At 68.4% G+C, this 24,585-nt stretch carries 18 protein-coding genes; 11 read left to right on the forward strand and 7 right to left on the reverse strand.

Going from position 1 to position 24,585, the window contains the following annotated elements:
- Nucleotides 1–126 precede the first annotated feature (126 nt).
- The 9 genes from E1H18_RS17800 to E1H18_RS17840 all read left to right on the forward strand — a co-directional run bounded on the left by E1H18_RS17800 (nt 127) and on the right by E1H18_RS17840 (nt 14,227).
- A complete protein-coding gene (locus E1H18_RS17800) occupies nt 127–711 on the forward strand; it encodes a sigma-70 family RNA polymerase sigma factor (RefSeq protein WP_172270928.1) in 585 nt (194 codons plus the stop codon).
- Nucleotides 644–1,642: a FecR family protein gene (locus E1H18_RS17805; RefSeq protein WP_194248062.1), complete on the forward strand. Its 999-nt coding sequence runs from the start codon at nt 644–646 to the stop codon at nt 1,640–1,642. Before E1H18_RS17800 ends, E1H18_RS17805 begins: the two co-directional genes overlap by 68 nt.
- Before the next feature lie 87 nt (nt 1,643–1,729).
- On the forward strand, nt 1,730–4,510 hold the full coding sequence (locus tag E1H18_RS17810; protein ID WP_172270930.1) for a TonB-dependent receptor: 2,781 nt from the start codon (nt 1,730–1,732) through the stop codon (nt 4,508–4,510).
- Between the two features lie 72 nt (nt 4,511–4,582).
- Nucleotides 4,583–6,730 (forward strand): acylase, encoded by a 2,148-nt coding sequence (locus tag E1H18_RS17815; RefSeq protein ID WP_172270932.1) that lies wholly within the window; start codon nt 4,583–4,585, stop codon nt 6,728–6,730.
- Nucleotides 6,731–6,741: 11 nt separating this feature from the next.
- The gene (locus tag E1H18_RS17820; RefSeq protein WP_172270934.1) at nt 6,742–8,268 is read left to right on the forward strand and encodes a CRTAC1 family protein; all 1,527 of its coding nucleotides are present in this window, start codon (nt 6,742–6,744) and stop codon (nt 8,266–8,268) included.
- Nucleotides 8,269–8,355: 87 nt separating this feature from the next.
- The gene (locus E1H18_RS17825) at nt 8,356–8,937 is read left to right on the forward strand and encodes a sigma-70 family RNA polymerase sigma factor (protein WP_172270936.1); all 582 of its coding nucleotides are present in this window, start codon (nt 8,356–8,358) and stop codon (nt 8,935–8,937) included.
- Nucleotides 8,912–9,856, forward strand: a complete 945-nt coding sequence (locus E1H18_RS17830; protein ID WP_172270938.1) for a FecR family protein — start codon at nt 8,912–8,914, stop codon at nt 9,854–9,856. The genes E1H18_RS17825 and E1H18_RS17830 overlap by 26 nt, the downstream gene beginning before the upstream one ends.
- Nucleotides 9,857–9,978: 122 nt before the next feature.
- The gene (locus tag E1H18_RS17835) at nt 9,979–13,044 is read left to right on the forward strand and encodes a TonB-dependent receptor (RefSeq protein ID WP_206679089.1); all 3,066 of its coding nucleotides are present in this window, start codon (nt 9,979–9,981) and stop codon (nt 13,042–13,044) included.
- 82 nt (nt 13,045–13,126) lie between these two features.
- Nucleotides 13,127–14,227 carry a pectinesterase family protein gene (locus E1H18_RS17840; protein WP_172270940.1) on the forward strand — a complete coding sequence of 367 codons (1,101 nt, stop codon included), beginning with the start codon at nt 13,127–13,129 and terminating at the stop codon, nt 14,225–14,227.
- On the opposite strand, the gene E1H18_RS17845 is transcribed toward E1H18_RS17840, so the two are convergent.
- Together E1H18_RS17845 and E1H18_RS17850 are read right to left on the reverse strand one after the other, a co-directional pair.
- On the reverse strand, nt 14,224–16,116 hold the full coding sequence (locus tag E1H18_RS17845) for a BCCT family transporter (RefSeq protein ID WP_241736076.1): 1,893 nt from the start codon (nt 16,114–16,116) through the stop codon (nt 14,224–14,226). The two genes, E1H18_RS17840 and E1H18_RS17845, sit on opposite strands and share 4 nt — an antisense overlap.
- A gap of 100 nt (nt 16,117–16,216) precedes the next feature.
- A complete protein-coding gene (locus tag E1H18_RS17850) occupies nt 16,217–16,786 on the reverse strand; it encodes a hypothetical protein (RefSeq protein ID WP_172270944.1) in 570 nt (189 codons plus the stop codon).
- Between the two features lie 338 nt (nt 16,787–17,124).
- Between E1H18_RS17850 and E1H18_RS17855 the strand changes: the two genes are divergently transcribed.
- Both E1H18_RS17855 and E1H18_RS17860 read left to right on the forward strand, forming a co-directional pair.
- Nucleotides 17,125–17,655 carry a LemA family protein gene (locus E1H18_RS17855; RefSeq protein WP_206679090.1) on the forward strand — a complete coding sequence of 177 codons (531 nt, stop codon included), beginning with the start codon at nt 17,125–17,127 and terminating at the stop codon, nt 17,653–17,655.
- A gap of 8 nt (nt 17,656–17,663) precedes the next feature.
- Nucleotides 17,664–19,607: a DUF2207 domain-containing protein gene (locus E1H18_RS17860; protein ID WP_172270946.1), complete on the forward strand. Its 1,944-nt coding sequence runs from the start codon at nt 17,664–17,666 to the stop codon at nt 19,605–19,607.
- A 25-nt stretch (nt 19,608–19,632) separates the two neighbouring features.
- Here E1H18_RS17860 and E1H18_RS17865 read toward each other — a convergent pair whose 3' ends face one another.
- The 5 genes from E1H18_RS17865 to thiE form a co-directional block, all read right to left on the reverse strand.
- Nucleotides 19,633–20,937, reverse strand: a complete 1,305-nt coding sequence (locus tag E1H18_RS17865; protein ID WP_172270948.1) for a hypothetical protein — start codon at nt 20,935–20,937, stop codon at nt 19,633–19,635.
- A 68-nt stretch (nt 20,938–21,005) separates the two neighbouring features.
- A complete protein-coding gene (locus E1H18_RS17870) occupies nt 21,006–22,073 on the reverse strand; it encodes a glycerophosphodiester phosphodiesterase (protein WP_172270950.1) in 1,068 nt (355 codons plus the stop codon).
- Between the two features lie 172 nt (nt 22,074–22,245).
- The gene (locus E1H18_RS17875; RefSeq protein ID WP_172270952.1) at nt 22,246–23,046 is read right to left on the reverse strand and encodes an inositol monophosphatase; all 801 of its coding nucleotides are present in this window, start codon (nt 23,044–23,046) and stop codon (nt 22,246–22,248) included.
- A gap of 283 nt (nt 23,047–23,329) precedes the next feature.
- Nucleotides 23,330–23,737: a hypothetical protein gene (locus tag E1H18_RS17880; RefSeq protein ID WP_172270954.1), complete on the reverse strand. Its 408-nt coding sequence runs from the start codon at nt 23,735–23,737 to the stop codon at nt 23,330–23,332.
- 85 nt (nt 23,738–23,822) lie between these two features.
- Nucleotides 23,823–24,467, reverse strand: coding sequence for a thiamine phosphate synthase (gene thiE, locus E1H18_RS17885; protein ID WP_172270956.1), 645 nt, complete (start codon nt 24,465–24,467; stop codon nt 23,823–23,825).
- Between the last annotated feature and the right edge of the window lie 118 nt (nt 24,468–24,585).

The raw sequence follows: 24,585 nt of genomic DNA on the forward strand, positions 1-24,585 counted from the left end.
TCGGACTTGGACGAACCCACCTCTCTTGGCCCCCGATCGCGCCTTTGCGATCGACGCGGACCATTTGACGAGACCTTCTGGATATGGCGCGATGGCGCACCGCCCCTTTTGCGGAGGGACCCAATCATGGACGGTCTGACCACGCGCCTGAGCTGGTTCAAGGCGGTGATCCTGCCCCATGAGGCGGCTCTGCGCGCGCGCCTGCGCCGCGCCTGCCCGCCCGGCTTCGACGTCGACAACCTGGTGGCCGAGAGCCTGGCGCGCGCCTATGCGGCCAAGGACATCGACCGGATCCCCACGGGCCGCGGCTATCTGTTCACCATCGCCCGCAACCTGCTGATCGACACCCTGCGGCGCGAAACCATCGTCTCGCTGGATTTCGTCGCCGACCTGGACACCCTGCGCAGCGACGACACCCTGGAAGCCTCGCTGACTGCCCGCGACGAGCTGCGTCGACTGCACGCGATCATCGAAACCCTGCCCGCCCAGTGCCGCCAGGTGTTTATTTTGCGACGCGTGCACGATGTTTCGTTCCAAGAGATAGCGGTTCGCATGTCCCTATCCGTTTCGACAGTAGAGAAGCATCTTGCTAGAGCTGTGATGCTCGTGGCCAAGGCTATGTCCGAGCGCGAGGAAGGCAGTGTTGACCGCATCACCCGCAGGGGCCGAAAGGCAGCAGATCGACGAGAGGGCCTCGGCGCTCCTCGTTAGGCTGCACGCCGGCGCGGCTGCGGACGAGCGTCAGGCCATCTTCGACTGGCTGGAAGCCGATCCTCGCCATGCGGTGGCCTTCGCGCGGATGGAAGCGGCCTGGGAGGCCGGCGAGCGCCTACGAGCCAGCCCGCCACCGGTCGAGATTCCCGCGGCGGTGGTCGAAGATCCGCCCATGGTGTCGCGCCGCGCTCTGGTCGGCGGTTCGGTGGCGGCCCTGTTCGTCGCGGCGGTCGGCACGGCGGCCTGGCGCTATCTCGGCGATGTCGACCTGCACCACACCCGCACCGGCGAGCGGCGGACGGTCACCCTGGCCGACGGTTCGCGTATCCACCTCAACACCGCCTCGGCCGTTGAGGTGGCGCTGCGCAAGACCAGCCGGCAGGTCCGGCTGATCAAGGGCGAGGCTTTGTTCGAGGTCGCCCATGATCCGGGCCGGCCGTTCCTGGTCGAGGCGGGCTCGGCCCGCCTGCGGGCTATCGGCACGGCCTTCAATGTCCGCATCCGCGACACCGTGGTCGAACTGACCGTCACCGAGGGCGTGGTGGCCGTGGCCGAGGCCGGCGGCAAGTCGCAGGCCGACGTGCAGCGCGCCGATGCGCCCAAGGTCGTGGCCGGCGGCGGCGCGGTGATCGGTTCTGGGGCCATGGCGCCCACGGCGCTGGGGCCGGCCATCCTGCGCCAGCGCACCGCCTGGCAGGACGGGGTGATCGAGCTGGACGGCGAGACGCTGGCCCAGGCAGTGGCCGAGTTCAATCGCTATCGCGGCCCGCCCATCGTCATCGGCGACCCGCGCCTGGCCAATCTGAGGGTCGGCGGACGCTTCGAGGTGGACGAGGCCGACAAGTTCCTGACCGCGGTCGAGGGCAGCTTCCCGGTCAATGTGATCCCCGCCGCGGACGGCAGCATCCTGCTTGTGACAAGGTCGTGAAAATTATTCTCTAATTAGATGGCGGTTCCCCGCGCGGCGGCTCGTTGCACTTGATTGAGACTGTTCAATCACGCTCGGGGGCGTCCAATGGCCGGTGGTTCTAAGTTCAATTCTCTGTATCGCGGCGCGTTGTTCGCCACGGTCGCAATGGTCGCGCTGCCTGCTGCCGCGGCCGAGGTTTCCAAGGACTTCAACATTGCGGCCCAGCCGATGCAGGGGGCGCTGAACGCGCTGTCCCAGCAGTCGGGCGTGCGGTTGCTCTATCCCTACGACCAAGTTTCGGGCCTGCGCTCGCCGGCGGTCAACGGCCGGATGCCGACCCGCCAGGCGCTGGACGCCATCATCGAGCGCTCGCCGTTGCGGGTGGCGATCATGAAGGAGGGGCTGATCGCCCTGACCGCCGAGCCGGCAGCGCCGACCGGCCTGATCAAGGCCAGCGCGCCGATGGGCTACGCCGTCCAGGAAAGCGTCGCGCCGGTGCGCGAGGCCCCCGAAGAAGTCACCGAGGTCGTGGTGACCGGTACGCGCGGCGTCGCCCGCACCGTGACCGAGAGCCCCACCCCGATCGACGTGCTCAGCGCCGCCGACCTGGAGCGCACCGGCAAGGCCGGCGCCTTCCAGGCCCTGCAGACCCTGGTGCCCTCGTTCAACCTGCCGGCCCGCGCTGGCGGCGGCACGGCCACCGTCATCGCCACGGGCGGCCTGCGCGGCCTCAACCCCGACCAGACCTTGGTGCTGGTCAACGGCAAGCGCCGCCACAAGACCTCGCTGATCAACTCGGTGTCGTCGCTCTATAACGGCTCGGTGCCCGCCGACCTGGACCTGATCCCGACTTCGGCGATCGGCCGGATCGAGGTGCTGCGCGACGGCGCGGCCGCCCAGTACGGTTCGGACGCCATCGCCGGCGTCATCAACATCATGCTGAAGGACACGCCCGGCGGTTCGCTGACCGTGACCCATGGCAAGAACTTCGACCGCGGCGACGGCCAGTTCACCCAGGTGCAGGGCAGCTACGGGACCAAGATCGGCGAGGATGGCTTCCTGAACCTGTTCTTCGCCACCAAGGACCAGGCGCTATCGAACCGCGCCGAACCGATCGCCTCCACCATCCGCCTGTACCCGCTGGTGGGCGGCGCGCTGGACCCGCGCGAGGCCACGGTGAACCGCATGGTGACCCGCAACTCGGGCGTCCTGCCGCAGAACGGCGTCAATCTGGGCTACAACGCCCGCTATGACGTCGGCGAGGTCGAGCTCTATTCGTTCGGCACCTTCAGCCACCGCGTCTCGGACCTGCCGTTCACGTTCCGGGCCCCGACCAACGTCAATTCGCTGCCCCAGGTCTATCCGGACGGCTTCCGCCCCAACCTGGTGATCAAGGAGCAGGACTTCGAACTGGCCTTCGGCGCGCGCGGCGTGATCCAGGGCTGGGACTGGGACGTCTCGTCGACCTTCGGCAAGAACCTGGCCAAGGAAAACGTCTCCGAGAGCATCAACGCCAGCCTGGGTCCGGCAAGCCCGACCACCTTCTACGTCGGCAAGCTGGTCTCGTCGGAGTGGGTCAACTCGCTGGACGTCACCCGTGGTTTCCAGGCCGGCGGCGGCGACCTGCAGCTGTCGTTCGGCGCCCAGCACCGCCGCGAGACCTATCAGGTCGGCGCCGGCGAGCCGCTGAGCTACGCGGCCGGGACCTATGTCATTCCGGCGGGCCAGCCCTCGGCGGGCTCGCGTCCGGCGACCGGCGCCCAGGCCGCGCCGGGCTTCCAGCCCAGCGACGCCAGCAAGACCAAGCGCACCAACCTCGCGGCCTATGGCGAGGTCGGCTACAGCCTCGACAAGCTCTTCCTGGGCGCGGCGGTCCGCTACGAGGACTATGACGACGCCTCCGGCGACACCGTGGTCGGCAAGATCAACGGCCGCTACGAGCTGACGCCTTGGCTGGCCATCCGCGGCGCGGCCAGCACCGGCTTCCGCGCGCCGGGCCTGGCCCAGAACAGCTACGCCGCCAGCTCCAGCCAGTTCCGTCAGGTCAATGGCGTGCTGGATCTGCTGCAGATCAAGACCCTGCCGGTCGGCTCGCGCGAGGCCATCGCCCTGGGCGCGCAGCCGCTGACGCCGGAGAAGTCGAAGAACTACAGCGTCGGCGTGACCCTGGAGCCGCTGCCGCGCCTGTCGGTCACCCTGGACGCCTACCAGATCGACGTCGACGGCCGCATCGCCATCACCAGCACCCTGACGGGGACGGCGGTGTCGAACATCCTGGTGGCCAACGGCCTGCCCAGCTCGCTGAGCGCCCAGTACTACACCAACGCCATCGACACCCGCACGCGCGGTGTCGACCTGGTCACCGCCTATCGTCACGAGCTGGGCGACTACGGCACGCTGCGCCTGACCCTGGGCTATAACCACAACGAGACGAAGATCACCGGCATCATCGCCAACCCGCCCCAGCTGGCGGCGCTGGGCGCCAACTACGCGCTGTTCGATCGTCTCAGCCAGGGCTACCTGACCAAGGCCTTCCCGAAGGACAAGGTCAGCCTGGGCGTCAACTGGGCGTGGGACAAGCTGAACGTGAACCTGCGCGAGACCCGTTTCGGCAGCTACACCGTGCAGCAGAACATCGTCGCCAACGACCGCTCGTATGGCGCCAAGTGGATCACCGACCTGGAGATCGGCTACCGCGTCCTGCCCACGGTCAATATCGCGATCGGCGCCAACAACCTGCTGAACGTCTATCCGTCGCGCAGCGGCCCTTCGACGGCCGCCAACGCCTCGTACAACGTCAACACCGGCACGGGTCAGTATCCGGGCATCTCGCCGTTCGGCTTCACCGGCGGCTCGTACTACGCGCGCCTGCAGTGGGACTTCTGATCAAGAGTTGTGGGTTGCGGGGGCCGCTGCGGCGGCCCCTTAGAATGAACTAGGTTGGGGAGCACCAAGGCCATGACGATTCTTCGCCGCACCGTCGCGACGCTGCTGCTGACGGGCTGGATCGGCCTGGCGGCCGGACCGGTCATCGCTCAAGAGGCAGCGACCAAGCCGGCCGCCGTAGCGCCGGCCAAGCCGACCAAGAACGAGATCCTGTGGGACACCTACGGCGTGCCGCACATCTACGGCACGGACGCCAAGGCGGTGTTCTACGGCTACGGCTTCGCCCAGGCCCAGAGCCACGCCAACACCATCCTGCGCCTGTACGGCGAGGCGCGCGGGAAGGGCGCGGAGTACTTCGGTCCCGAGTACGAAGAGACCACTACCTGGCTGCTGACCAACGGCGTGCCCGACCGCGCCAAGCTCTGGTACAAGCAGCAGACGCCCGCGTTCCGCGCCAATCTCGACGCCTTCGCCAAGGGCATCAACGCCTATGCGGCGGCCCATCCCGACAAGATCGACGCCGACCTGAAGCAAGTGCTGCCGGTCAGCGGCGTCGACGTCGTGGCCCACGCCCACCGGCTGATGAACTTCATCTACGTGGCCTCGCCCGGCAAGACGATCGGCGAGGGCGATCCGCCGGACATCGCCGACCAGGGCTCCAACTCGTGGGCCGTGTCGCCGTCCAAGACCGCCGACGGCAACGCGCTGCTGCTGCAGAACCCCCACCTGCCGTGGGGCACCGGCTATTTCATCTATTACGAGGCCCACCTGACCGGGCCCAACTTCGAGGTCTATGGCGCGACCCAGGTCGGCCTGCCGATCATCCGCTTCGCCTTCAACCAGCAGATGGGCATCACCAACACCGTCAACAGCATGGTGGGGGCGACCAACTACAAGCTGACCCTGAAGGACGACGGCTACGTCTTCGACGGCAAGGTGCTGCCGTTCAAATCGCAGGGCCTGACCTACAAGGTGCGCCAGGCCGACGGGACTCTGGCGACCAAGCCGCTGACGGTCCGCTCGACCGTCCACGGCCCGGTGTTCGACCGCAAGGACGGCTCCAAGGTCGCCGTTCGCGTGGCCGGCCTGGACCGGCCCAAGATGCTGGAACAGTATTTCGACATGGTCACGGCGCCGAACTTCAAGGCGTTCGAGACGGCGATGAAGCGGCTGCAGGTGCCGACTTTCAACATCATGTACGCCGACCGTGACGGCCACATCGACTACACCTTCAACGGCATCGCGCCCAAGCGCAGCGAAGGCGACATCAACTTCTGGAGCGGCCTCGTGCCGGGCGACAGCTCGCGCTATCTGTGGACGGAAACCCACCCCTTCCAGGATCTGCCGCGCGTCACCGACCCGGTCGGCGGCTTCGTCCAGAACGCCAACGACCCGCCGTGGGTGGCCAGCTGGCCGGTGACCATGAAGCCGGACGACTATCCCAAGTACCTGGCCCCGCGCACGCCGGAGTCGTTCCGCGCCCAGAACGCCGTCAAGCTGATGGCCGAGAACGACAAGATCAGCCTGGACCGCTTCAAGGAACTCAAGCTGTCGACCAACGCCCTGATGGCCGATCGCGTGCTGCCCGAACTGGTTCCGGCCGCGCTGAAGGACAAGGACCCCGAGGTCCAGGCGGCCGCCCGCCTGCTGGCGGGCTGGGACCGCAACTTCACGGCCGACAGCCGCGCGGGCCTGCTGTTCGAGGAATGGGCCAAGCTGTTCGCCGGCCCGACCTTCGCCGGCCAAGGCGGCTACGCCATTCCGTGGACGGAAGCCCGCCCGATCAGCACGCCCTACGGCCTGAAGGATCCGGCCGCCGCCGTCGAGCAACTGCGCACCGCGGTCGCCAACACCAAGAAGAAGTACGGCGCGATCGATCGCCGCTTCGGCGACGCCTCGCGCTTCATCCTGGACGGCGTCGACGTGCCCGGCACCGGCGGCTTTGGCAACCTGGGCGCCTTCCGGGTCATCACCTGGTCGGAGCCCGACGCCAAGGGGATCCGCACGCCCAACCACGGCGAGACCTGGGTGGCGATGATCGAGTTCTCCACGCCCGTGAAGGCCTATGGCCTGATGAGCTACGGCAACGCCCGCCAGCCCGGCACGACCCACTATGCCGACCAGCTGGACATGTTGTCCAAGGACCAGTTCCGCGAGCTGTGGCTGCGGCGCGAGCAGGTCGAAGCTCACGTCTCCGAACGCACTGACCTGAAGCCCTGAAAGGCGAACCGATGTCCAAGAAACACGCCTTGATGGCCTCGTCTCTATTGGCCGCCGTCCTGATGGCCGGCGCCGCTCATGCCGCACAAAAGGGGGCGGCCGATCCGGCCTTCACCTCGATCCAGCCCGAGATCTTTTCGGTCCCCGGCTCGCTGTCGAACGCCTGGGCCGATTTCGACAAGGACGGCGACCTGGATCTGGCCGTGTCGCTGAAGGGCGGCGACGTCCGCCTGTACCGCAACGACAACGGTGTGCTGACCAATATCGGTCCGGCCCTGGGTCTGCCCACCACCGGCAAGGAAGTCCGCGGCGTCAGCTGGGGCGACTATGACGGCGACGGCTATCTGGACCTGCTGGGCGGCTCGAACGTCCCGGCGGCGCAGGGAAACCAATCCTTCGTCTGGAAGAACGAGGGCGGCAAGCGCTTCGTCGAGGTGTCCGAGAAGATCGGCCTGACCATCCCCGATCGCATGAGCCGGCAGGCCAACTGGATCGACTACGACAATGACGGCCGGGTCGACCTCTATGCGTCCAACCGCCTGGGGCCCAACCAGCTGTTCCACAACGAAGGCGGGACCTTCAAGCAGGCCTTCGCCGACGGCGGCGTGACCGACCTGCGGCCGACCGTCGGTTCGTGCTGGTTCGACTACAACCGCGACGGCAAGCTTGATCTGTTCCTGGCCAACCAGTCGGGCGCGACCGACGCCCTGTGGCGCAACGACGGGGCCAAGGGCTTCACCGACGTCGCCGCCAGCCTGGGCCTGGACGCGCCGGGCCGCACCAAGGAAGAAGGCGGCGTGGGCTGCGCCATCGGCGACTACGACAACGACGGCAATCTGGACATCTTCGTCGCCGTCTACGGGGCCAACCTGCTGTACCGCAACAAGGGCGACGGCACGTTCGAGGAAGTCGGCAAGGCCGCCGGCGTCGACGATGCCGGCCACGCGGTCGGGGCCGCCTGGGGCGACTACGACAACGACGGCTATCTGGATCTCTACGTCACCAGCTACGAGGGCGAGACCGGCAAGCAGACGCCGCTGGACCTGCTGTACCACAACAACGGCAAGGGCGGCTTCGACCAGATCCTGACCCGCGAGAGCCTGCTGAACGCCGGCGATCACGGCGTGGAATGGGTCGACTACAACGGCGACGGCGCGCTCGATCTGTCGGTCATGCGCGGCTACAGCCCGGTGGGCGGCCACTTCCTGTTCCGCAACGACCTGGCCGCGCCCGCCAAGAGCCGCAGCCTCAGCGTCCTGGTTCTGGACGCCAAGGGCCACTACACCCGGGCCGGCGCCGAGGTTCGCCTCTACGACAAGGCCGGCAAGATCCTCGCCACCCGTCTGGTGTCGACCGGCGGCGGCTACAACGCCCAGAGCGCTCTGCCCGTGCACTTCGGCCTGAAGACCTTCGACCGGGTGACGGTCGAGGTGTCGTTCATGAGCAATGACGGGGTGAAGAAGCAGACCCTCCGCAACGTCGATCCCAAGGCGTTCGCCAAGAAGCCCCTGGTCATCCGCGAGGGAAAGGCGTCCTGAAGCCTGCGATAAATCGATAGGTCTGTTTGACGGAAATTCCGCGCCCGTGCATCGCTTTCTATGAACCGCGAGAACGGGGGAGGGACGGTGTTGGAAGGACGCGCGCGCGTCGTGGCGTGGCTGGGGCGGGAAATCCTGCCTCATGAAGCCGCCGTGCGCGTCTGGCTGCGGCGCTCGTTCGCCGCCGCCGGAGACGTCGACGACATCCTTCAGGAGACCTATTGCCGCTTGGCCGCCCTCAGCAACATCGAGCACATCGGCGAGCCGCGCGCCTATTTCTTCCAGGCCGCGCGCAGCGTCGCCCTGGAGCAGATCAGGCGCGCCCGCGTGGTGCGGATCGAGACCGTCAGCGAGATCGAGGCGCTGGACCTGGCGCTGGAAGATCCGTCGGCCGAGCGCATCGTCTCGGGCCGGCGTGAGCTGGAGCGGGTGCGCGGGCTGATCGCGGCCCTGCCGGATCGCTGCCGCAAGATCTTCGAGCTGCGCAAGATCGAGGGCCTGCCCCAGCGCGAGATCGCGCGCCGGCTGGGCGTCACCGAAAATGTCGTGGAGAACGAGGCAGTGCGGGGGCTGCGGGCCATCCTCGCGGCCATGACCGAACAGGACGCGTCCGCGGGCGCCAAGGGACTGAGAGAGAAGACCGATGGTCGATCGCGAAAGCGCCGCTGACATCGAGGCGGCCGCCGCCCGATGGGTGGTCCGCGTCGATCGTGATGGCGATGAACCCGGCGTCCGCGCCGAGCTGGAGGCCTGGCTGGCCGGCGATCGCCGGCGCCGGGGCGCCTATGCTCGCGCCGAGGCCGGCTGGACCCACCTGGGCAGCGCCAGCGTGCTGGCCCTCGAAACACCGGAGCCTGTCCCCGCACCCCTGTTGCGCCGGCGGGGCGTGATCGGCGGCCTGGGCCTTCTGGCGGCCAGCCTGGCCGCTGTCGTGGTTGCGCCGCGCCTGCTGGCCAAGCGCTACGGCACCGCGCTTGGCGAGATCCGCCGCGTGCCGATGGCCGACGGTTCGGTGGCGGCGATCAACACCAGCTCCGAGCTGGAGATCTCGATGCGTCCCCGCCTGCGCGCCGTGCGGTTGGAGCGCGGCGAGGCGTGGTTCGCGGTGGCCAAGGATCCTGATCGTCCCTTCGTGGTCGAAAGCGGCCCAGTTCGGGTGCGGGCGGTCGGCACGGCGTTCTCGGTGCGCAAGCACGAGGCCGGCAGCGACATCCTGGTGACCGAGGGCGTGGTCGAGGTCTGGACCGACGGTCAGGCGCCGCGCCGCGTCGTTGCGGGCCAGCGGGTGTTCGCCGACAACGGCGTGGGCGTCCAGGCCGCGCCCAAGGCCGACGACAATCTGGCGCGTCAGCTAGCCTGGCGCGATGGCCAGATCGTGCTGGACGGCCAGACGCTGGCCGAGGCCGCCGCCGAGTTCAACCGTTACAACGACCGCAAGATCGAGGTCGCCGACCCTCGTCTGGCTGGCGAGCGCTTCGTGGGCTGGTTCCGCACCAACGACCCTGAAGGCTTCGCGCAGGCCGCCGCCACCACCTTCAACGGCCAGGTCCTGACCAGCGGCGAGAGCATCGTCCTGCAGGCCGGCTGAGGGTTTTTCGCGGCTCTCTGCAAAAAAATCTGCCGATGTCTGACGGAAACCGGTTTCCGCCGCATCGCTCTAGGCAGGCGTTCCAAGAAGCGCCGCTGGAAACGAAAAAAGGGAGGGGCCGCATGCGAACGTCGCTGCGCAACCAAGACAAGTCCTATCTGATGCTCGCCGCGGGCGCGACCGCGCTGCTGGCCGCCTCGGGCGTGCACGCGCAGGTGCGCAAGTTCGACGTGGCCGAGCAGCCCGCCGCCACGGGCATTCCCCAGTTCGGCAAGCAGGCCGAGCTGCAGATCCTGGCCCCGCAAGGCGCTGTCCAGGGCAAGCACGTCAACGCGGTGCGCGGCGCCTATACGGTCGAGGAAGGTCTCGCCCGCCTGCTGCGCGGCGGCGACTTGACCGTCGTCTCCAACAACGGCCGCACCGCGGTGCTGGGCCAGACCGCTTCGCTGCAGCTGGCCTCGACCGCCCCTGTGCCGCTGATCGCCGCCCAGGCCGTCGCCCCCGTCTCCGCGCCGCCGGAAGAGGCCGCCGCCGAGGTCGAGGCCGTCGTGGTCACCGGCTTCCGCGCCAGCCTGCAGAGCGCCATGAACATCAAGCGCCGCGCCAGCGGCGTGGTCGACGTCATCAAGGCCGAGGACATCGCCGACTTCCCGGACGCCAACCTGGCCGAGTCCATCCAGCGCGTGCCGGGCGTCTCGATCGCCCGCGACGCCGGTGAAGGCCGCCAGATCACCGTCCGCGGCCTGGGTCCGCAGTTCACCCGCGTACGGATCAACGGCGTCGAAGGCCAGAGCACGGCCAGCGGCACCGACAGCTCGGGCGGCGCCAACCGCAACCGTGCGTTCGACTTCAACGTCTTCGCTTCGGAGCTCTTCAACAGCATCACGGTGCGCAAGACCGCCTCGGCCCAGACCGAGGAAGGCTCGCTGGGCGCCACGGTCGACCTGCAGACCGGCCGGCCGTTCGACTACAAGGGCGCGACCCTCGTGGTCTCGGCCCAGCAGGGCTACAACGACCTCTCCAAGTCCTGGGACCCGCGCTTCGCGGTCCTGGCTTCCAACACCTGGTTCGACGGCAAGCTGGGCGGCCTGGTCTCGGTGGCCTACACCGAGCGTGGCCTGCTCGAAGAGGGCCACGGTTCGGGCGGCTGGCTGAACGGCACGGAAGTCGGCGGCTTCAGCCCGGCCTCGACCTTCAAGCCGGCCAGCACGGCCTCGGTGTTCACGCCGCGCTTCCCGCGTTACGGCCGCCTGACCCACGAGCAGAAGCGCCTGGGCCTGACCGGCTCGTTCCAGATGCGCCCGGACGACAAGACCCTGATCGGCCTGGACGTGCTCTATTCCGATTTCAAGGCGACGCGCGAAGAGAACTGGCTGGAAGCCCTGTCGTTCGCCCGCAACGCCTCGCAGGGCGGCCGTCCCGAGATCATCGTCCGTGACGGTGTGGTCAATTCGAAAGGGGACATGGTCTACGGCCTGTTCGACGACGTCGACGTCGAGAGCGAGACCCGCTTTGACAAGCTGGACACCGAGTACACCCAGGCCACGTTCTCGGTCGAGCGCCAGTTCGGCGATCGCTTGAAGGTGAGCGGTCTGGCCGGCTTCTCGAAGTCGGACTTCAACAACCCGATCCAGACCACGGTGATCCTGAACCGCGAGAACGCCGACAACTTCTCGTACGACTATCGGGTCAATCCGAACCTGCCGGCGATGAGCTTCGGCTTCGACGTCACCGATCCGCTGGCCTACAACTTCGGCGCGGCGCGTTCGGAGATCCGCCTGCGGCCGCAGGGCGTGACCAACAAGATCGCCACCTTCCAGCTGGACGGCGACTATCGCCTGGCCGATGGCCTGCAACTGAAGGCCGGCGTCAATCTCAAGCAGTACGACTTCAGCTCGTGGGCCCTGGCGCGGGTCAACGAGTCCGTCGTTCCGACCCTGCCGGCCGGCACGACCCTGACCAGCCTGACGAAGATGGTGTCGGGCTTCGGCAAGAACCTCGGGGCGACGGGCATTCCGACCCAGTGGATCGCGCCGGACCTGGACGCCTTCGCCAAGCTCTACAACATCTACAGCGGCACGGGCCTGTTCGAGCTGTCGGGCGCCAGCAACGCCAACGCCCGCGGCAACATCCGCAGCGTCGAGGAGAAGGACAGCGCCGCCTACGTGCAGCTGGACTTCCAGACCGAACGCTTCGCCTTCCCGATCCGCGGCGATGTCGGCGTGCGCTACGTGAAGACCGAGCAGAGCTCGACGGGCTACCAGCTGGTGGCCGGCGCGGCTCAGCAGACCACGGTCAAGCGCGAGTATGACGACATCCTGCCGGCCCTGAACGTGACGGCCGAGGTCACGCCGGACTTCCTGCTGCGCTTCGGCGCGGCCAAGGTGATGACCCGTCCGAACCTGGGCAGCCTGACCCCCGGCGGCAGCCTGTCGACCGTGGGCGTGTTCAGCGTCAGCTCGGGCAATCCGAACCTGAAGCCGATCCGCGCCACCACCTACGACCTGTCGGCCGAGTGGTACTTCGCCAAGGACGGCCTGCTGTCGGTCGGTCTGTTCTACAAGGACATCAGCAGCTACATCCAGACGTCGCGGATCTCGCAGCCGTTCAGCGCCTCGGGCCTGCCGGTCAGCCTGCTGGACGGCCTGGGCGTCTCGGCCGGCGACACCTTCCTGTTCAGCCAGCCGGTCAACACCAAGGGCGGCCCGCTGAAGGGCATCGAGGTCAGCTACCAGCAGCCGTTCAGCTTCCTGCCGGGCGTGCTTAAGCACACGGGCGCGATCCTCAACGCTACGGTGGTCGACTCCAAGATCGACTACATCTCGGCGCGCTCGGCGACGGGCTTCGTGCAGAACGACCTGGTCGGCCTGTCGAAGAACGCCTTCAACGCCACGCTCTACTACGAGGACGAGGTGTTCAGCGCCCGCGTCTCGGCGGCCTATCGCGACAAGTACCTGACCGCCGTGCCCAGCGGCACCAGCACCAACGACATCGACGGCGTGCGGTCGATCACGACCATCGACGCTTCGGCGTCGTACGCGATCAACAAGAAGCTGAAGCTGACGTTCGAGGGTCTGAACCTGACCGACGCCTTCAACAATCAGTACACGGATAGCAACCGCGACAGCGTCTACGTCTATTCGCATACGGGCCGTCAGTTCAATTTCGGGCTGCGGTACTCGTTCTAAAGTCCACTATTCTTCCCCCCGAGGAATTTGGGGCGTCGGCGGTCCTCCCCGCCGGCGCCCGCTCTTTTTGGAAAGACGCATCATGTCGCTGTTTCTTCCCGATCGCCGCAGCGTCCTGGCCGGCGCGGCGTTGCTGGTCCCGGGCGTGGCGTCGGCCGCGGCGCGCTATGACGCGGTGCTGTGGCGCGGACCCGGCAAGCCGCCGGTCGCCGCCCCGACCTATGCCAGCCTGTCTGCGGCGGTCGCAGCCGCGCCGGCCAACGGGACGAAGCCCTTCCGCATCTTCGTGGCCCGTGGCGTCTGGGACGAGCAGGTCGTCATCGACAAGCCGTTCGTCCATCTGGTCGGCCAGGATCGCAAGGCCTCGGTGATCAGCCACCTGGCCGCCTCGGGCCTGACCGCGCCGGACGGCAAGCGCTGGGGCACCTTCCGCACGCCGACCCTGTTCGTTCGCGCGCCGGACTTCGCGGCCCGCAACCTGACCATCCAGAACGCCTTCGACGGCCTGGCCGAAATGTCCAAGCCGGGCGGCCTGCACTCGCACGACGGCGGCGGCCCGCAGGCCGTGGCGCTGATGCTGGACAAGGGCTCGGACCGCGCGCGGTTCGCCGACGTGGACCTGCTCAGCTACCAGGACACCCTGTTCCCCGACGCCGGCTCCAGCCTGTTCGAGCGCTGCCTCGTCACCGGCAGCTATGACTTCATCTTCGGCGCGGGTCAGGCCCTGTTCCGCGACTGCGAGATCCGCTCGCGGCCGCGGCCGGTCGACCCGATCGACGGCTATATCGTCGCTCCCAGCACCTCGATCGAGCAGCCGGTCGGCTTCGTGTTCGTCAAATGCCGCCTGACGAAGGAGGCTGGCACGAAGAAGGGCTCCGTCTATCTGGGCCGCCCCTGGCGTCCCTCCAGCCAGTTCGCCGACGGTCGCTACGGCGACCCCAAGTTCCAGGGCGCGACCGCCTTCATCGACTGCTGGATGGACGACCACATCGCCCCGGCCGGGTGGACCGAGATGTGGTACACCGGCAAGGACGGCAACCCCCGCACCATGCTGCAGCCCGAGGACGCGCGGTTCTCGCAGTTCAACGCCACGGGGCCGGGCGCGGCGAAGTTCGAACGCGGCCGGTGGCTGTCGGCGAGCGAAGCCCGCGCCATGACCCAGGTGGTGCTGGCGCGGCTCTAGGCGGTCCGCCAGCGCTCCAGGTGATAGAGGACGTCGGCGACCACCTGTTCCTGGGTGAAGCCGGTGACGTCGCGGGGCCTGGCGACATCGTCCGAACTGGCTGACACCCGCCATTCCATCGCCCGGCGGCTCTCCGGCGCATCCAGCGCCGTCAGGGCCGGCCGTGGCCGGGAGCGGGCGACCAGGCGATACTGGAAGCGCCGTCCGCCGTCGCCGATCGCGGCGTTCAGCAGCAGGCTGTCCTCGTCCCGCGTGACGACCGCGTCGAAGCCCTCCGCTGTCAGGCCGTCGCGCACGCTCTCCAGCGCCGGTACGCCGGTGCGGTCGATCTGGCGCTGGACCTCGCGGCGGCTGGCGGGCGACAGGATCCGCTTCAACTGCTCGGCCAGCGGCGGGGCCTCGGTCTCGACGGTGCGGCCGGCCACGTCGGCGTTCATCTGCCGGACCAGGCCCACGGCCAACAGGATCATGATCACCGCGAAGGGCAGGGCGGCCACCAGGGTGGCGGCCTGCAGCGCGCCCAGTCCGCCGGCCAGCAGCAGCAGGGCGGCGACCAGACCCAGCAGAACGCACCAGTACATGCGCTGCCAGCGCGGGGTGTCGTCGGCCCCGCCGGACGCGATGGTGTCGATGACCAGGGCGCCGGAGTCGGCCGAGGTCACGAAGAACACCGCCACCAGCACGATGGCCAGGGTCGAGGTGATCGCCGCGCCCGGCAGTTGCTCCAGGAAGTGGAACAGCGCGGTCGACAGGTCGGCGGTGACGGCCCGCGAGATCGCCCCGGCGGCCTGGCCCATGTCCAGGCTGATGGCGGTGTTGCCGAACACCGTCATCCACAGGAAGGTGAAGCCGGCCGGGACCAGCAGCACATTGAGGATGAACTGGCGCACCGTGCGGCCGCGCGAGATGCGGGCGATGAACATGCCCACGAACGGCGACCAGGCGATCCACCAGGCCCAGTAGAACAGCGTCCAGTCCGCCATCCACGCCCGCGGCTCGTAGGCGTAGAGGGTGAAGGTGCGGTGGACGAAGTGCTCCAGATAGGCGCCGAAGTTCTGGACCAGGGCCTTGAGCAGGAAACCGGTCGGACCCACCGCCATTACGAACAGCATCAGCAGGATGGCCAGGATCAGGTTCAGCTCGGAGAGGCGGCGGACGCCCTTGCCGACGCCGCTCATCATCGAGGCGGTGGCGGCGCTCATCACCACGGCGATCAGGATCACCTGGACCCAGGCGTTGTTGGGGACGCCCAGCAGATAGGTCAGGCCGCTGTTCATCTGGGCCACGCCGAAGCCCAGCGAGGTGGCGATGCCGAAGGCCGTGCCGCAGATGGCGAAGATGTCGACGGCGTCGCCGATCGGACCCTTGATCCGCTTGCCCAGCAGCGGCGACAGGCCCGAGCGCAGGGTCAGCGGCAGGCCCTTGCGATGGGCGAAGAAGGCCAGGCTCAGGCCCACCACGGCGTAGATCGCCCAGGCATGGACGCCATAGTGGGTGAAGGTGATGACCATCGCTTCGCGGGCGGCCTCGAAGGTGCGCGGGGCGACCTCGGGCGGGCTGATATAGTGCTGGATCGGCTCGGCGACGCCGAAATACATCAGGCCGATGCCCATGCCGGCCGCGAACAGCATGGCCAGCCAAGAGACATAGGGAAAGTCGGGCTCGGAATCGTCCGGTCCCAGCTTCAGGGCGCCGGTGGGGCCCAGGGCCAGGAACAGCACCAGGCCCAGGAAGCCGGCGACCGAGGCGACATAGAACCAGCTGAAGGTGTCGATGACCCAGGCCTGGGCGGTCTTGAAGATGCGATCCGAAAATCCGGGCGCGACGACGGCCAGCACCAGCAGCAGCCCGATCACCAGGCTGGCCCCCCAAAAGACGCGGGGGTTCATTTTCGTCGTCAGCATCATCAAACCTCAGCGGCCGGGTCGCCGCTTTCGCGACGCCCGGCCGTTCATTCCATCGTCAGAGCGGCGCGCTGGGCGCCGTGTCCTAGAGTGCGCGATGCAGCTTGTGCATCTCGTCGCGGCGCATGCCGCCGACCGCCGCGGCGATGCTGGCGGCGAAGGCGCTGGTCAGGGCGCCGATCCCCAGGAACAGCGAGATCTGGACGCTGATCTGGCCGGCGCGCAGGGCTTCAGCCGGGGTGAGGTCGACAGGCGCGGTAACGGCCGGCGCGGCCATCAGGGCCCCCAGCACCAGGAGGCCGACGACGCTGGTCGCCCAGGCCAGCAGGCCGTGGGCAGTGTCGCGGAAATGGGTCTCGTGGTCGTGAACGTACAGCCACTTGGTGCGCAGCCGCCCGGTCAGATAGCCGCCCAGCATGCTGGCCACGACCTGGCAGGCGACGAAGGCCGCGCCCAGGATCGGGGTGAAGTCCTCGGCCGTGACGCCGCTGGGCCAGCGTGGGGCCATCTTCAGTCCGAAGCCCGCACACAGCGAGACCAGCACGAACAGCATGGCGACGGTCGCCGCCGCCCCGGCCCAGATCGCGTCCCAGCTGATCGCCGACTGGGTCTCGTCGGGAATGACCTCGACCGTCGTGGGTGTTTCATAGGTCATGGCGGGGCTCCTGCCGGCTCAGAAGTGATGTGTGCAGAAGGCGAGCAGGAGGATGATCGGCAGGGGAACGCCCAGCAGCATCAGGAGGATGGATCGCATCGCGCAGGCTTCCTTGCTTGGTGAGGACAGGCTTGGCTGTGTTGCGCTGGGAAACGGCTCAGCTGTTCGAGAGTTCCGATCCATGCCGGAAGGCGTAGCGTCGACCTTGTTTCATGGCCGAGCTTGGCCGGCGCGGTGCGAGGCGATACCTCTACCGGAAAGCGTGAACCCGTTTAGGTCGTGTGCGAGAACTGGAGCGTCCCCTGGCTACTTCCTGGATTGTCGCCATCGGGCTGGCCTTGGCCGCCCTCGTCGTCGTGGTGATCTACAACGGCCTGGTCCGGGCCCGGGCGCTGGTGCGCGAAGGCTGGAGCGGCGTGACCGTGCAGCTGCGCCGCCGCGCCGATCTGATCCCCAACCTGGTGTCGTCGGTGAAGGGCTATGTCGAACACGAGCGCGGCCTGCTGGAGACGGTGACCGCCCGCCGCGCCGAGGCGGTGCAGGCCAGGACCGCGCCCGAGGCCGTCCGCGCCGACACGGCCCTGGACGGGGCGCTGGGCCGGCTGATGGTGGTGGCCGAGGCCTATCCCGACCTCAAGGCCGACCAGACCTTCCTGGCGCTGCAGGCGCAGCTGGCCGAGATCGAGACCGAGCTGCAGAGCGCCCGGCGTTACTACAACGCCACCGTCCGTGATCTGAACACCCGCATCGCCACCTTCCCCGCCTTGCTGATCGCCGGGCCGCTGGGCTTCCGCGAAGAGCCCTCTTTCACCGACGACGACCCCGGGCTGGGCGCCGCGCCGGCCGTGCAGTTCGACGCCGCCCGGTGAGGTCCTTCATGCGCGCCTGGGCGCTGACGGCCGCCCTGGTTCTGGTGAGCGCCGGGCCCGTTGTCGCCGAAGAGCGGATCACCAACTTCGTCAGCGACGTCTGGGTCCAGGCCAATGGCGACCTGGACGTCGTCGAGACCATCGCCCTGGAGTCGGAAGGCGAGACGATCCAGCGCGGCATCCAGCGCGACTTCCCCACCCGCTACCACACCGCGCGCGGCCGGCTGGTGGAGGTGGGCTTCAAGGTGGTGTCGGTCGAGCGCGACGGCCGGGCCGAGCCCTTCAAGCTGATGCGGATGAGCAACGGCCAGCGGGTGCGCATCGGCGACGCCGATCGGCTGCTGGACCCGGGCGCGCACGTCTATCGCATCCGATACCGCACGACCCGCCAGCTGGGCTTCTTCGACGACTTCGACGAGCTCTACTGGAACGCCACCGGTACGGGCTGGACCTTCCCGATCGAGCAGGCCGAGGCGCGGATCACCCTGCCGACCGCCGCGCGGTTCGGAAAGCGAGCGGTCTATACCGGCGCCCAGGGCGCGACCGACCGCAACGCCGAGGTAGTAACCGAGCGGCCCGGCCAGATCGTCTTTCGCACCACCCAGCGGCTGGAGGCTCAGGAGGGCCTGACCGTCGCGGCCGCCTGGCCCAAGGGCGTGGTCGCCGAGCCGTCGTCGGCGCAACGTCTGGGCTGGTTGCTGCGCGAGCAGGGCGGCCTGCTGCTGGCCCTGGCCGGCGTCGTCGCCATCGCCGCCTACATGGCCCGGGCGGTGTGGCGAGCGCGGCGCAATCCGGATCCGCGCCCGATCGTGCCGCTGTTCTCGCCGCCCGACGGTCTGTCGGCGGCGGCCGTCCGCTACATCTGGAAGGGCAAGTTCGACGATCGGGCCTTCACCGCCGCCATCGTCGACGTCGCCGTGCGCGGCCATCTGCGCATCGTCGACAAGGCCAAGAAGGGCAGTTTCGGCAAGCCGGTTCGCCGCCTGCTGAAGACCGTCGGCAAGACCCCATTGCCGCCCGCCGAGGCGGCCATGGTCCGCGAGCTGTTCAAGGGACGGTCCAGCCTGACGCTCAGCCAGGGCAACTATCGGACCCTTATGGACGCCCGCATGGACCTGGACCGGAAGCTGGACCAGGACTACGGCGAGGATCGCTACACCTCCGACGCCGCCGGCAAGGCCAATCGCGGCTGGCTGGCCCTGGCCGGACTGCTGCTGTCGCTGGCCCTGATCCTGGTGCTGCTGAACGCATCCCACGCCGCGCCGTTGGCCCTGGGCGCCGTGGCGGTGGGCGTGGGCGGCGAAGTCGCCCGTCGCTGGCTCAAGCGCCTGCGCGCTGGACCCCTGTCGGCCAAGAGCGGCAAGCGCACCCTGTCGTTCATCGGCACCGGGATCGCCGTGCTCGCGACCTGGCACGCAGGCGGTCTGCTGCTGATGATGGGCTTCGCCAGCGGCGACGCCGCGCCGATGCTGGTCGCCCTGATCGCCCTGCCGATCGTCATCGTCGCCAAGATGAACCTGCGCGGGCCGACGGCTCTGGGCTGGCCGATGCGGGCGCGGATCGCCGGCTTCCGCCACTATCTGTCGGTGGCCGAGGAGGATCGCCTGGAACGGCTGAATCCGCCTGAAAAGACCGCCGAGCTGTTCGAGAAGTACCTGCCCTACGCCATCGCCCTGCAGGTCGAGACCCGCTGGGCCAAGCGCTTCGCCAAGGTGCTGGCCCAGGCCCAGATGGATCCCGAGAAGGATTGGTACGACGGCGACCGCCGCACCATCAGCCAACCCGCCGCCTTCGCTGCTTCGATGGGCGCGGGGCTGGTCTCCACGATCGCCTCGGCCTCGACCGCGCCGGGCTCGTCCGGCGGCGGTTCAAGCAGTTCGTCCAGCAGCGGTTCCTCGGGCGGCGGCTCCTCCGGCGGCGGCGGTGGCGGGGGCGGCGGATCGGGCTGGTGAGCGCCGGCCCCTCCTGACCGCCAGCCTACTTCCGCAGGTCCGCCGGCGTCGTCGGCTCGCTGATCACCCGCTCCATGGCTTTCCAGCGGGCGTCTTCGGTCTTGCCGGCGCGGTTGACGTGGGCGCGGACCATGTCCTGGCCCAGGTTGTAGTTGATGACGTACGAGCGATAGGTCTCGACGAAGGCCACCCGCTTCTCGGCCCCGCCCCGCGAATAGAGATTGTACTTCATCATGGCCTGCACGGCCTGTTCCTTGGTCATCCGGCCGGCCAGATACTCGGCGGCGATGGTGTTGCCGGCGCTGGACAGGGCCACCGTGGCCTCCCGCAGCTCGCCATAGGCCTGGGCGGTCTTGGGATCCAGGCCCGCCAGCGGATAGAGCTTGTCGCGCTCGAACACGGTCTTGCTGTCGCCCGGGAAGGCCAGCTCGATGCCGAAGTTGGCGCTGCCTTCGGCGATGAACGACTGCGGCGAGAACAGCGGATAGACGCTGAACTCGACCCAGCCCTTGCCCTTGGTCAGCTTCTCTTCCAGCAGGGCGTTCAGCACGTGGTGGCCGGGGTAGCCCTCGTGGCAGCCCAGGTCGAGGGCGCGGCTGATATAGATCGGCAGGTCGGTGTTGATCTCGATCAGGCTGTGGGCCTTGCCCTGGTACCAGTTGTAGCCGCTCCAGGGCTTGCCGGTGACGAACGACAGGTCGAAGCGCTCGCCTTCCGGCAGCTTGATGTGCTCTTCGGTCTTGGCCTTGCAGGCGGCGATGCCGGCCTTCATCACCGGCTCGAGCTTGTCGGTCGGGATGACGTACTTGTTCTGGAAGGCGTCGACGCGGCTGGCCAGGTCGCCCTTGCCGGGGACCAGCTTGTCGATGCGGGCCAGGATCGGGTCGTAGCTCTTCAGCGGCTTGAGCACCGGCCGCACGCCGAACAGGCCCTCGGCCTCGTCCTGGAAGCTGAACTTGTCGCCGGCGATCATGGCCAGGCGCGTCTGGGCGGCCTTGACCTGACCCTTCAGGAACAGCTTGCGGCGCTTTTCATCCGCATTGAGGTCCTTGTCCGGGATGTGGCCCAGCAGGCCCTGCAGGCGGTCGGCTTCCTTGCGCAGCACCGAGACCGGGCGCGGCGCGGCCTTGGCGGTGTTCTGCAGCGCCTCGGGGCCGTAGTAGGCGTCGACATAGCCGGGCTCGCGCACGCCGGCTTCCAGGGTCATCCGCACGAAGTCCTCGGCGACGCGGTTCAGCACCTCTGCGCCCGGGGTGGCGGCGAAGGCGGGCGCGCCCATCAGCAGGCTGGCGGCGAGGGCGGCCGCGGAAACGGCGTGGCGGAGGTTCATGGCGTGGCCCCAGGGCAAATCGAGGCCGGCACGCTGCCCGGGCGAGGCTATTTCCGCAAGAGCGCTGCTTAACGCGCCGCGACCGCCGCTGCCGGGAAGTCGCTGAACACGCCGTCGACGCCGGCCGCGTACAGGGCCTTGAACACCGGCGTCACGTCGCCGTGCAGGGCCAGGAAGGCGGGGTCCTTGGCATCGCCCTTCCGCAAGGTCGCGGGCAGGAAGTAGTTCTCGGTCCGCACCGTCCACGGATGGACCTGCAGGCCGGCGGCGTGGGCGTTCTTCACCAGGTCGGTGGCCGGAAGCAGGCTCTTGCCGTCGCTGGGGACCACCAGGCTCCAGGTCGGGCCCAGGCCATCGGCATAGACCGCGACGTCTTTCAGGCCCTGGGCGGTGATCAGGTCGGCATATTTGACGTTGGGCAGATCGGCGGGTCCGCCTTCGCCGTCGACCAGGAACACCAGCTTGGCGGGGGTCTTGGCGCGCAGGCGTTTCAGCGGGCCGACCTCGAAGCACTGGACGAACACCGGCGCGGTCGCCGAGTTGAGGTCGTTCTTCTTCAGCAGGGCGACCAGGCGGTCCTCGGTCGGCAGTCCGATGCTGGCGAAATAGGTCGGGTGCTTCAGCTCGGGATAGACGCCGATGGTGCGGCCGGTGCGCTTGGAGCCGGCCTTGGCGATAGCCACCACCTCGTCGAAGGTCAGGATGCCGGCCTGGCCGTCGAACTTGGCGCTCTCGGGGCGCAGTTGCGGCAGCCGCTCGCGGGCCTTCAGCGTCTTCAGCTCGGCCAGGGTGAAGTCTTCGGTGAACCAGCCGGTGATCGACTGGCCGTCGATGGTCTTGGTCGCCTTGCGGGCCGCGAATTCGGGGCGGGCGGCGACGTCGGTCGTGCCGCCGATCTCGTTTTCGTGGCGCGAGACCAGGTGGCCGTCCTTGGTGGGGACGAGATCGGGCTCGATGAAGTCGGCGCCCTGCTCGATGGCGCGCTCATAGGCCAGAGCGGTGTGCTCGGGCCGCTCGCCGCTGCAGCCTCGGTGGCCGATGACGAGGGGCTTCTTGGTCTGCGCGAAGGCGAGGCCCGGCAGCAGGGTGCCGGCAAGGGCGGCGGTGGTCATGGCGCGACGGGTCAGCAGGGTCATGGCCTGCGATTTAGCGCTCGGATGTGACGGTTTGGCGAGCGTTTTGCGCCCCCTCCGTCACGATGCTTATTCGCATCGCGCCACCTCCCCCGCTGCGCAGGGGAGGAGGAGCATTCCATCCTCCCCCATGAAACGGGGGAGGTGGCGAAGGGCCGGAGGGGGCTTGAGGCGCTTAAGCCGCCCGCAGACGCTCCAGGATCTGCGGGTGCAGGTCCTGGTTCGAGGCCAGCAGCGACTTGCCCTGGACGATGTCGAGGTCGCTCTCGTCGATGGTGGTGATCTTGCCGCCCGATTCCTGGATCATCAGCACGCCGGCGGCGACGTCCCACGGGTTGAGGTTGCGCTCCCAGTAGGCGTCGAAGCGGCCGGCGGCGACCCAGGCCAGGTCCAGGGCGGCCGAGCCGAAGCGGCGCACGCCGGCGACCTTCTGGCTGACCTGGTGCAGCTCCTTCAGGAACTGGCCGTGGCCGGGCTTGCCCGCGAACGGCACGCCGGTAGCCAGGATGCTCTCGTCCAGGTGACGGCGGGCGGCGACACGCAGGCGCTTTTCGGCGCCCAGGAACGCGCCCTTGCCCTTTTCCACCCAGAACAGGTCGTTGCTGATCGGGTTGTAGGTGACGCCGGCCACGACGCCTTCACCCTCGCGCTGGAGCGCGATGTTGACGGCGAAGTGCGGGATGGCGTGCAGGAAGTTGGTGGTGCCGTCCAGCGGGTCGACGATCCAGGTGTGGGTCTTGTCGGTGCCCTCGATCATGCCGCGCTCTTCGCCCAGGAAGCTGTAGCCCGGGCGGGCCTTGGTCAGGATCTCGAACAGGGTCTGTTCGGCCTTGAGGTCGGCATTGGTGACGAAGTCGGCCGCGCCCTTCTTGGACACCTGCAGCTCCGTGACCTCGCCGAAGTCGCGGGCCAGGCCGCGGGCGGCCTTCCGGGCCGCGTCGATCATGACGTTCAGGAGGGCGGAAGGCGTGGCCACGGGCGGATATCCTCAAGGAAATGCCGTCGACGCCTGCCGGAAAGTCCGGCGGCGGAGCGGTAGGTCGACGGTGTGAAAGAACGGGCGCGGAACCTAGTCGTCCACAGGCGCGATGGCAAGATGAGGGATTTGGGGCGTGGTTAAGGGCGTGAGCGCCCCCTCCGGCCCTCCGGGCCACCTCCCCCGTTTCACGGGGGAGGAGAGGCGTGCTTCCTCCTCCCTTGCGTAGCGGGGGAGGTGGCGCGCCGCGGATACGCGGCGTGACGGAGGGGGCGCTAACGCCCTAAGGCAGCGCCACGGTCGGCAAGCTGTCCTTGGTCTCGCAGACCAGCTTGCCGGCCTTGCCGACCGCGCCGGAGATGTCCTCGACCTTGGCTTCCTTGCGCCAGCCCTTGGGCAGGGCATGGCCGCCTTCGAAGTCCATCCCGAGGTCCATCCATTTGTCGGCCGCGCAGTCGAGCGCGAACATCAGGATCGGGCCCTTGCCGGCCGGCCAGCTCTTGTACGGACCGTTCGGCTTGCCTTCGGCGATGCGGGTCACGACCAGCCCGGTGGACTGGTCCACCCGGGTGAAGTCGACGTCGTAATAGGTCTTGGTCTCGCCCGGCGGCAGTTTCCAATTCTCGGCCCAGGCAGAGCCCGAGATCGCCAGCAGGACCGGTACGCTAAGCAAACACCCTTTGAGCCGCATTTCGCGCGCCTCCCCCAGTTATCGTTCGCTGGAGAGACGCTATGCCTGTGTGCAGTGCGTCACAAGGCGGCGTGAATAGCGGCTTTTACTTACGGGCCGCGAGGCCTTCGGCGATCGCCGCGTTCAGGGCGGCGACGGCGGCGGCGGGGCCTTCCGGATGGGCCCAGACCCCGGCCGCGACGGCCAGGAAATCGGCGCCGGCCGTTGCCAGCGGGGCGGCGTTGGCGGCGGTGATGCCGCCGATGGCCACGCACGGGATCTCCATCGTCTCCTGCCAGATGGTCAGGATGTCGGGCTCGGCGACGGTCGGGGCGTCCTTGGTCGTGGTCGGGAAGAAGGCTCCGAAGGCGACATAGTCCGCGCCGGCCTCGGCCGCTTCCATGGCCAGGTGGCGGCTGTCGTGGCAGGTGACGCCGACCATGCGGCCGCCCATCAGCTTGCGCGCGTCCCTATAGGCCATGTCCGACTGGCCGACGTGTACGCCGTCGACCGGCAGGCGGGCGGCGAGGTCCGGGCGGTCGTTGAGGATCACGGCCACGTCACGGGCCTGGGCGAGCGGGGCCAGCACGTCGACGGCGGCGGCCACGACGTCGTCGGGCGCGTCCTTCAGGCGGATCTGCAGAGCGGCGACGTCGCCGCCTTCCAGGGCCTGGGCCAACTGGCGGCCGAACCCGGCCAGGTCGTCCAGGGCGGGCGGAGTGATCAGATAGAGGCGGCAGTCGAGCGTCATGCGGTGGCTTTAGGCCAAATCACGGCGCGACAGAAGATGCCTCCCCGCGACACCACGCCGCTGCGAACTCGACTGAGAGTCAGTTGCAAAACTCGACTCGCTCGGCTAAATGAGAATG

Source organism: Caulobacter sp. RHG1 (genome assembly GCF_013181195.1).
Taxonomy (GTDB): Bacteria; Pseudomonadota; Alphaproteobacteria; order Caulobacterales; family Caulobacteraceae; genus Caulobacter.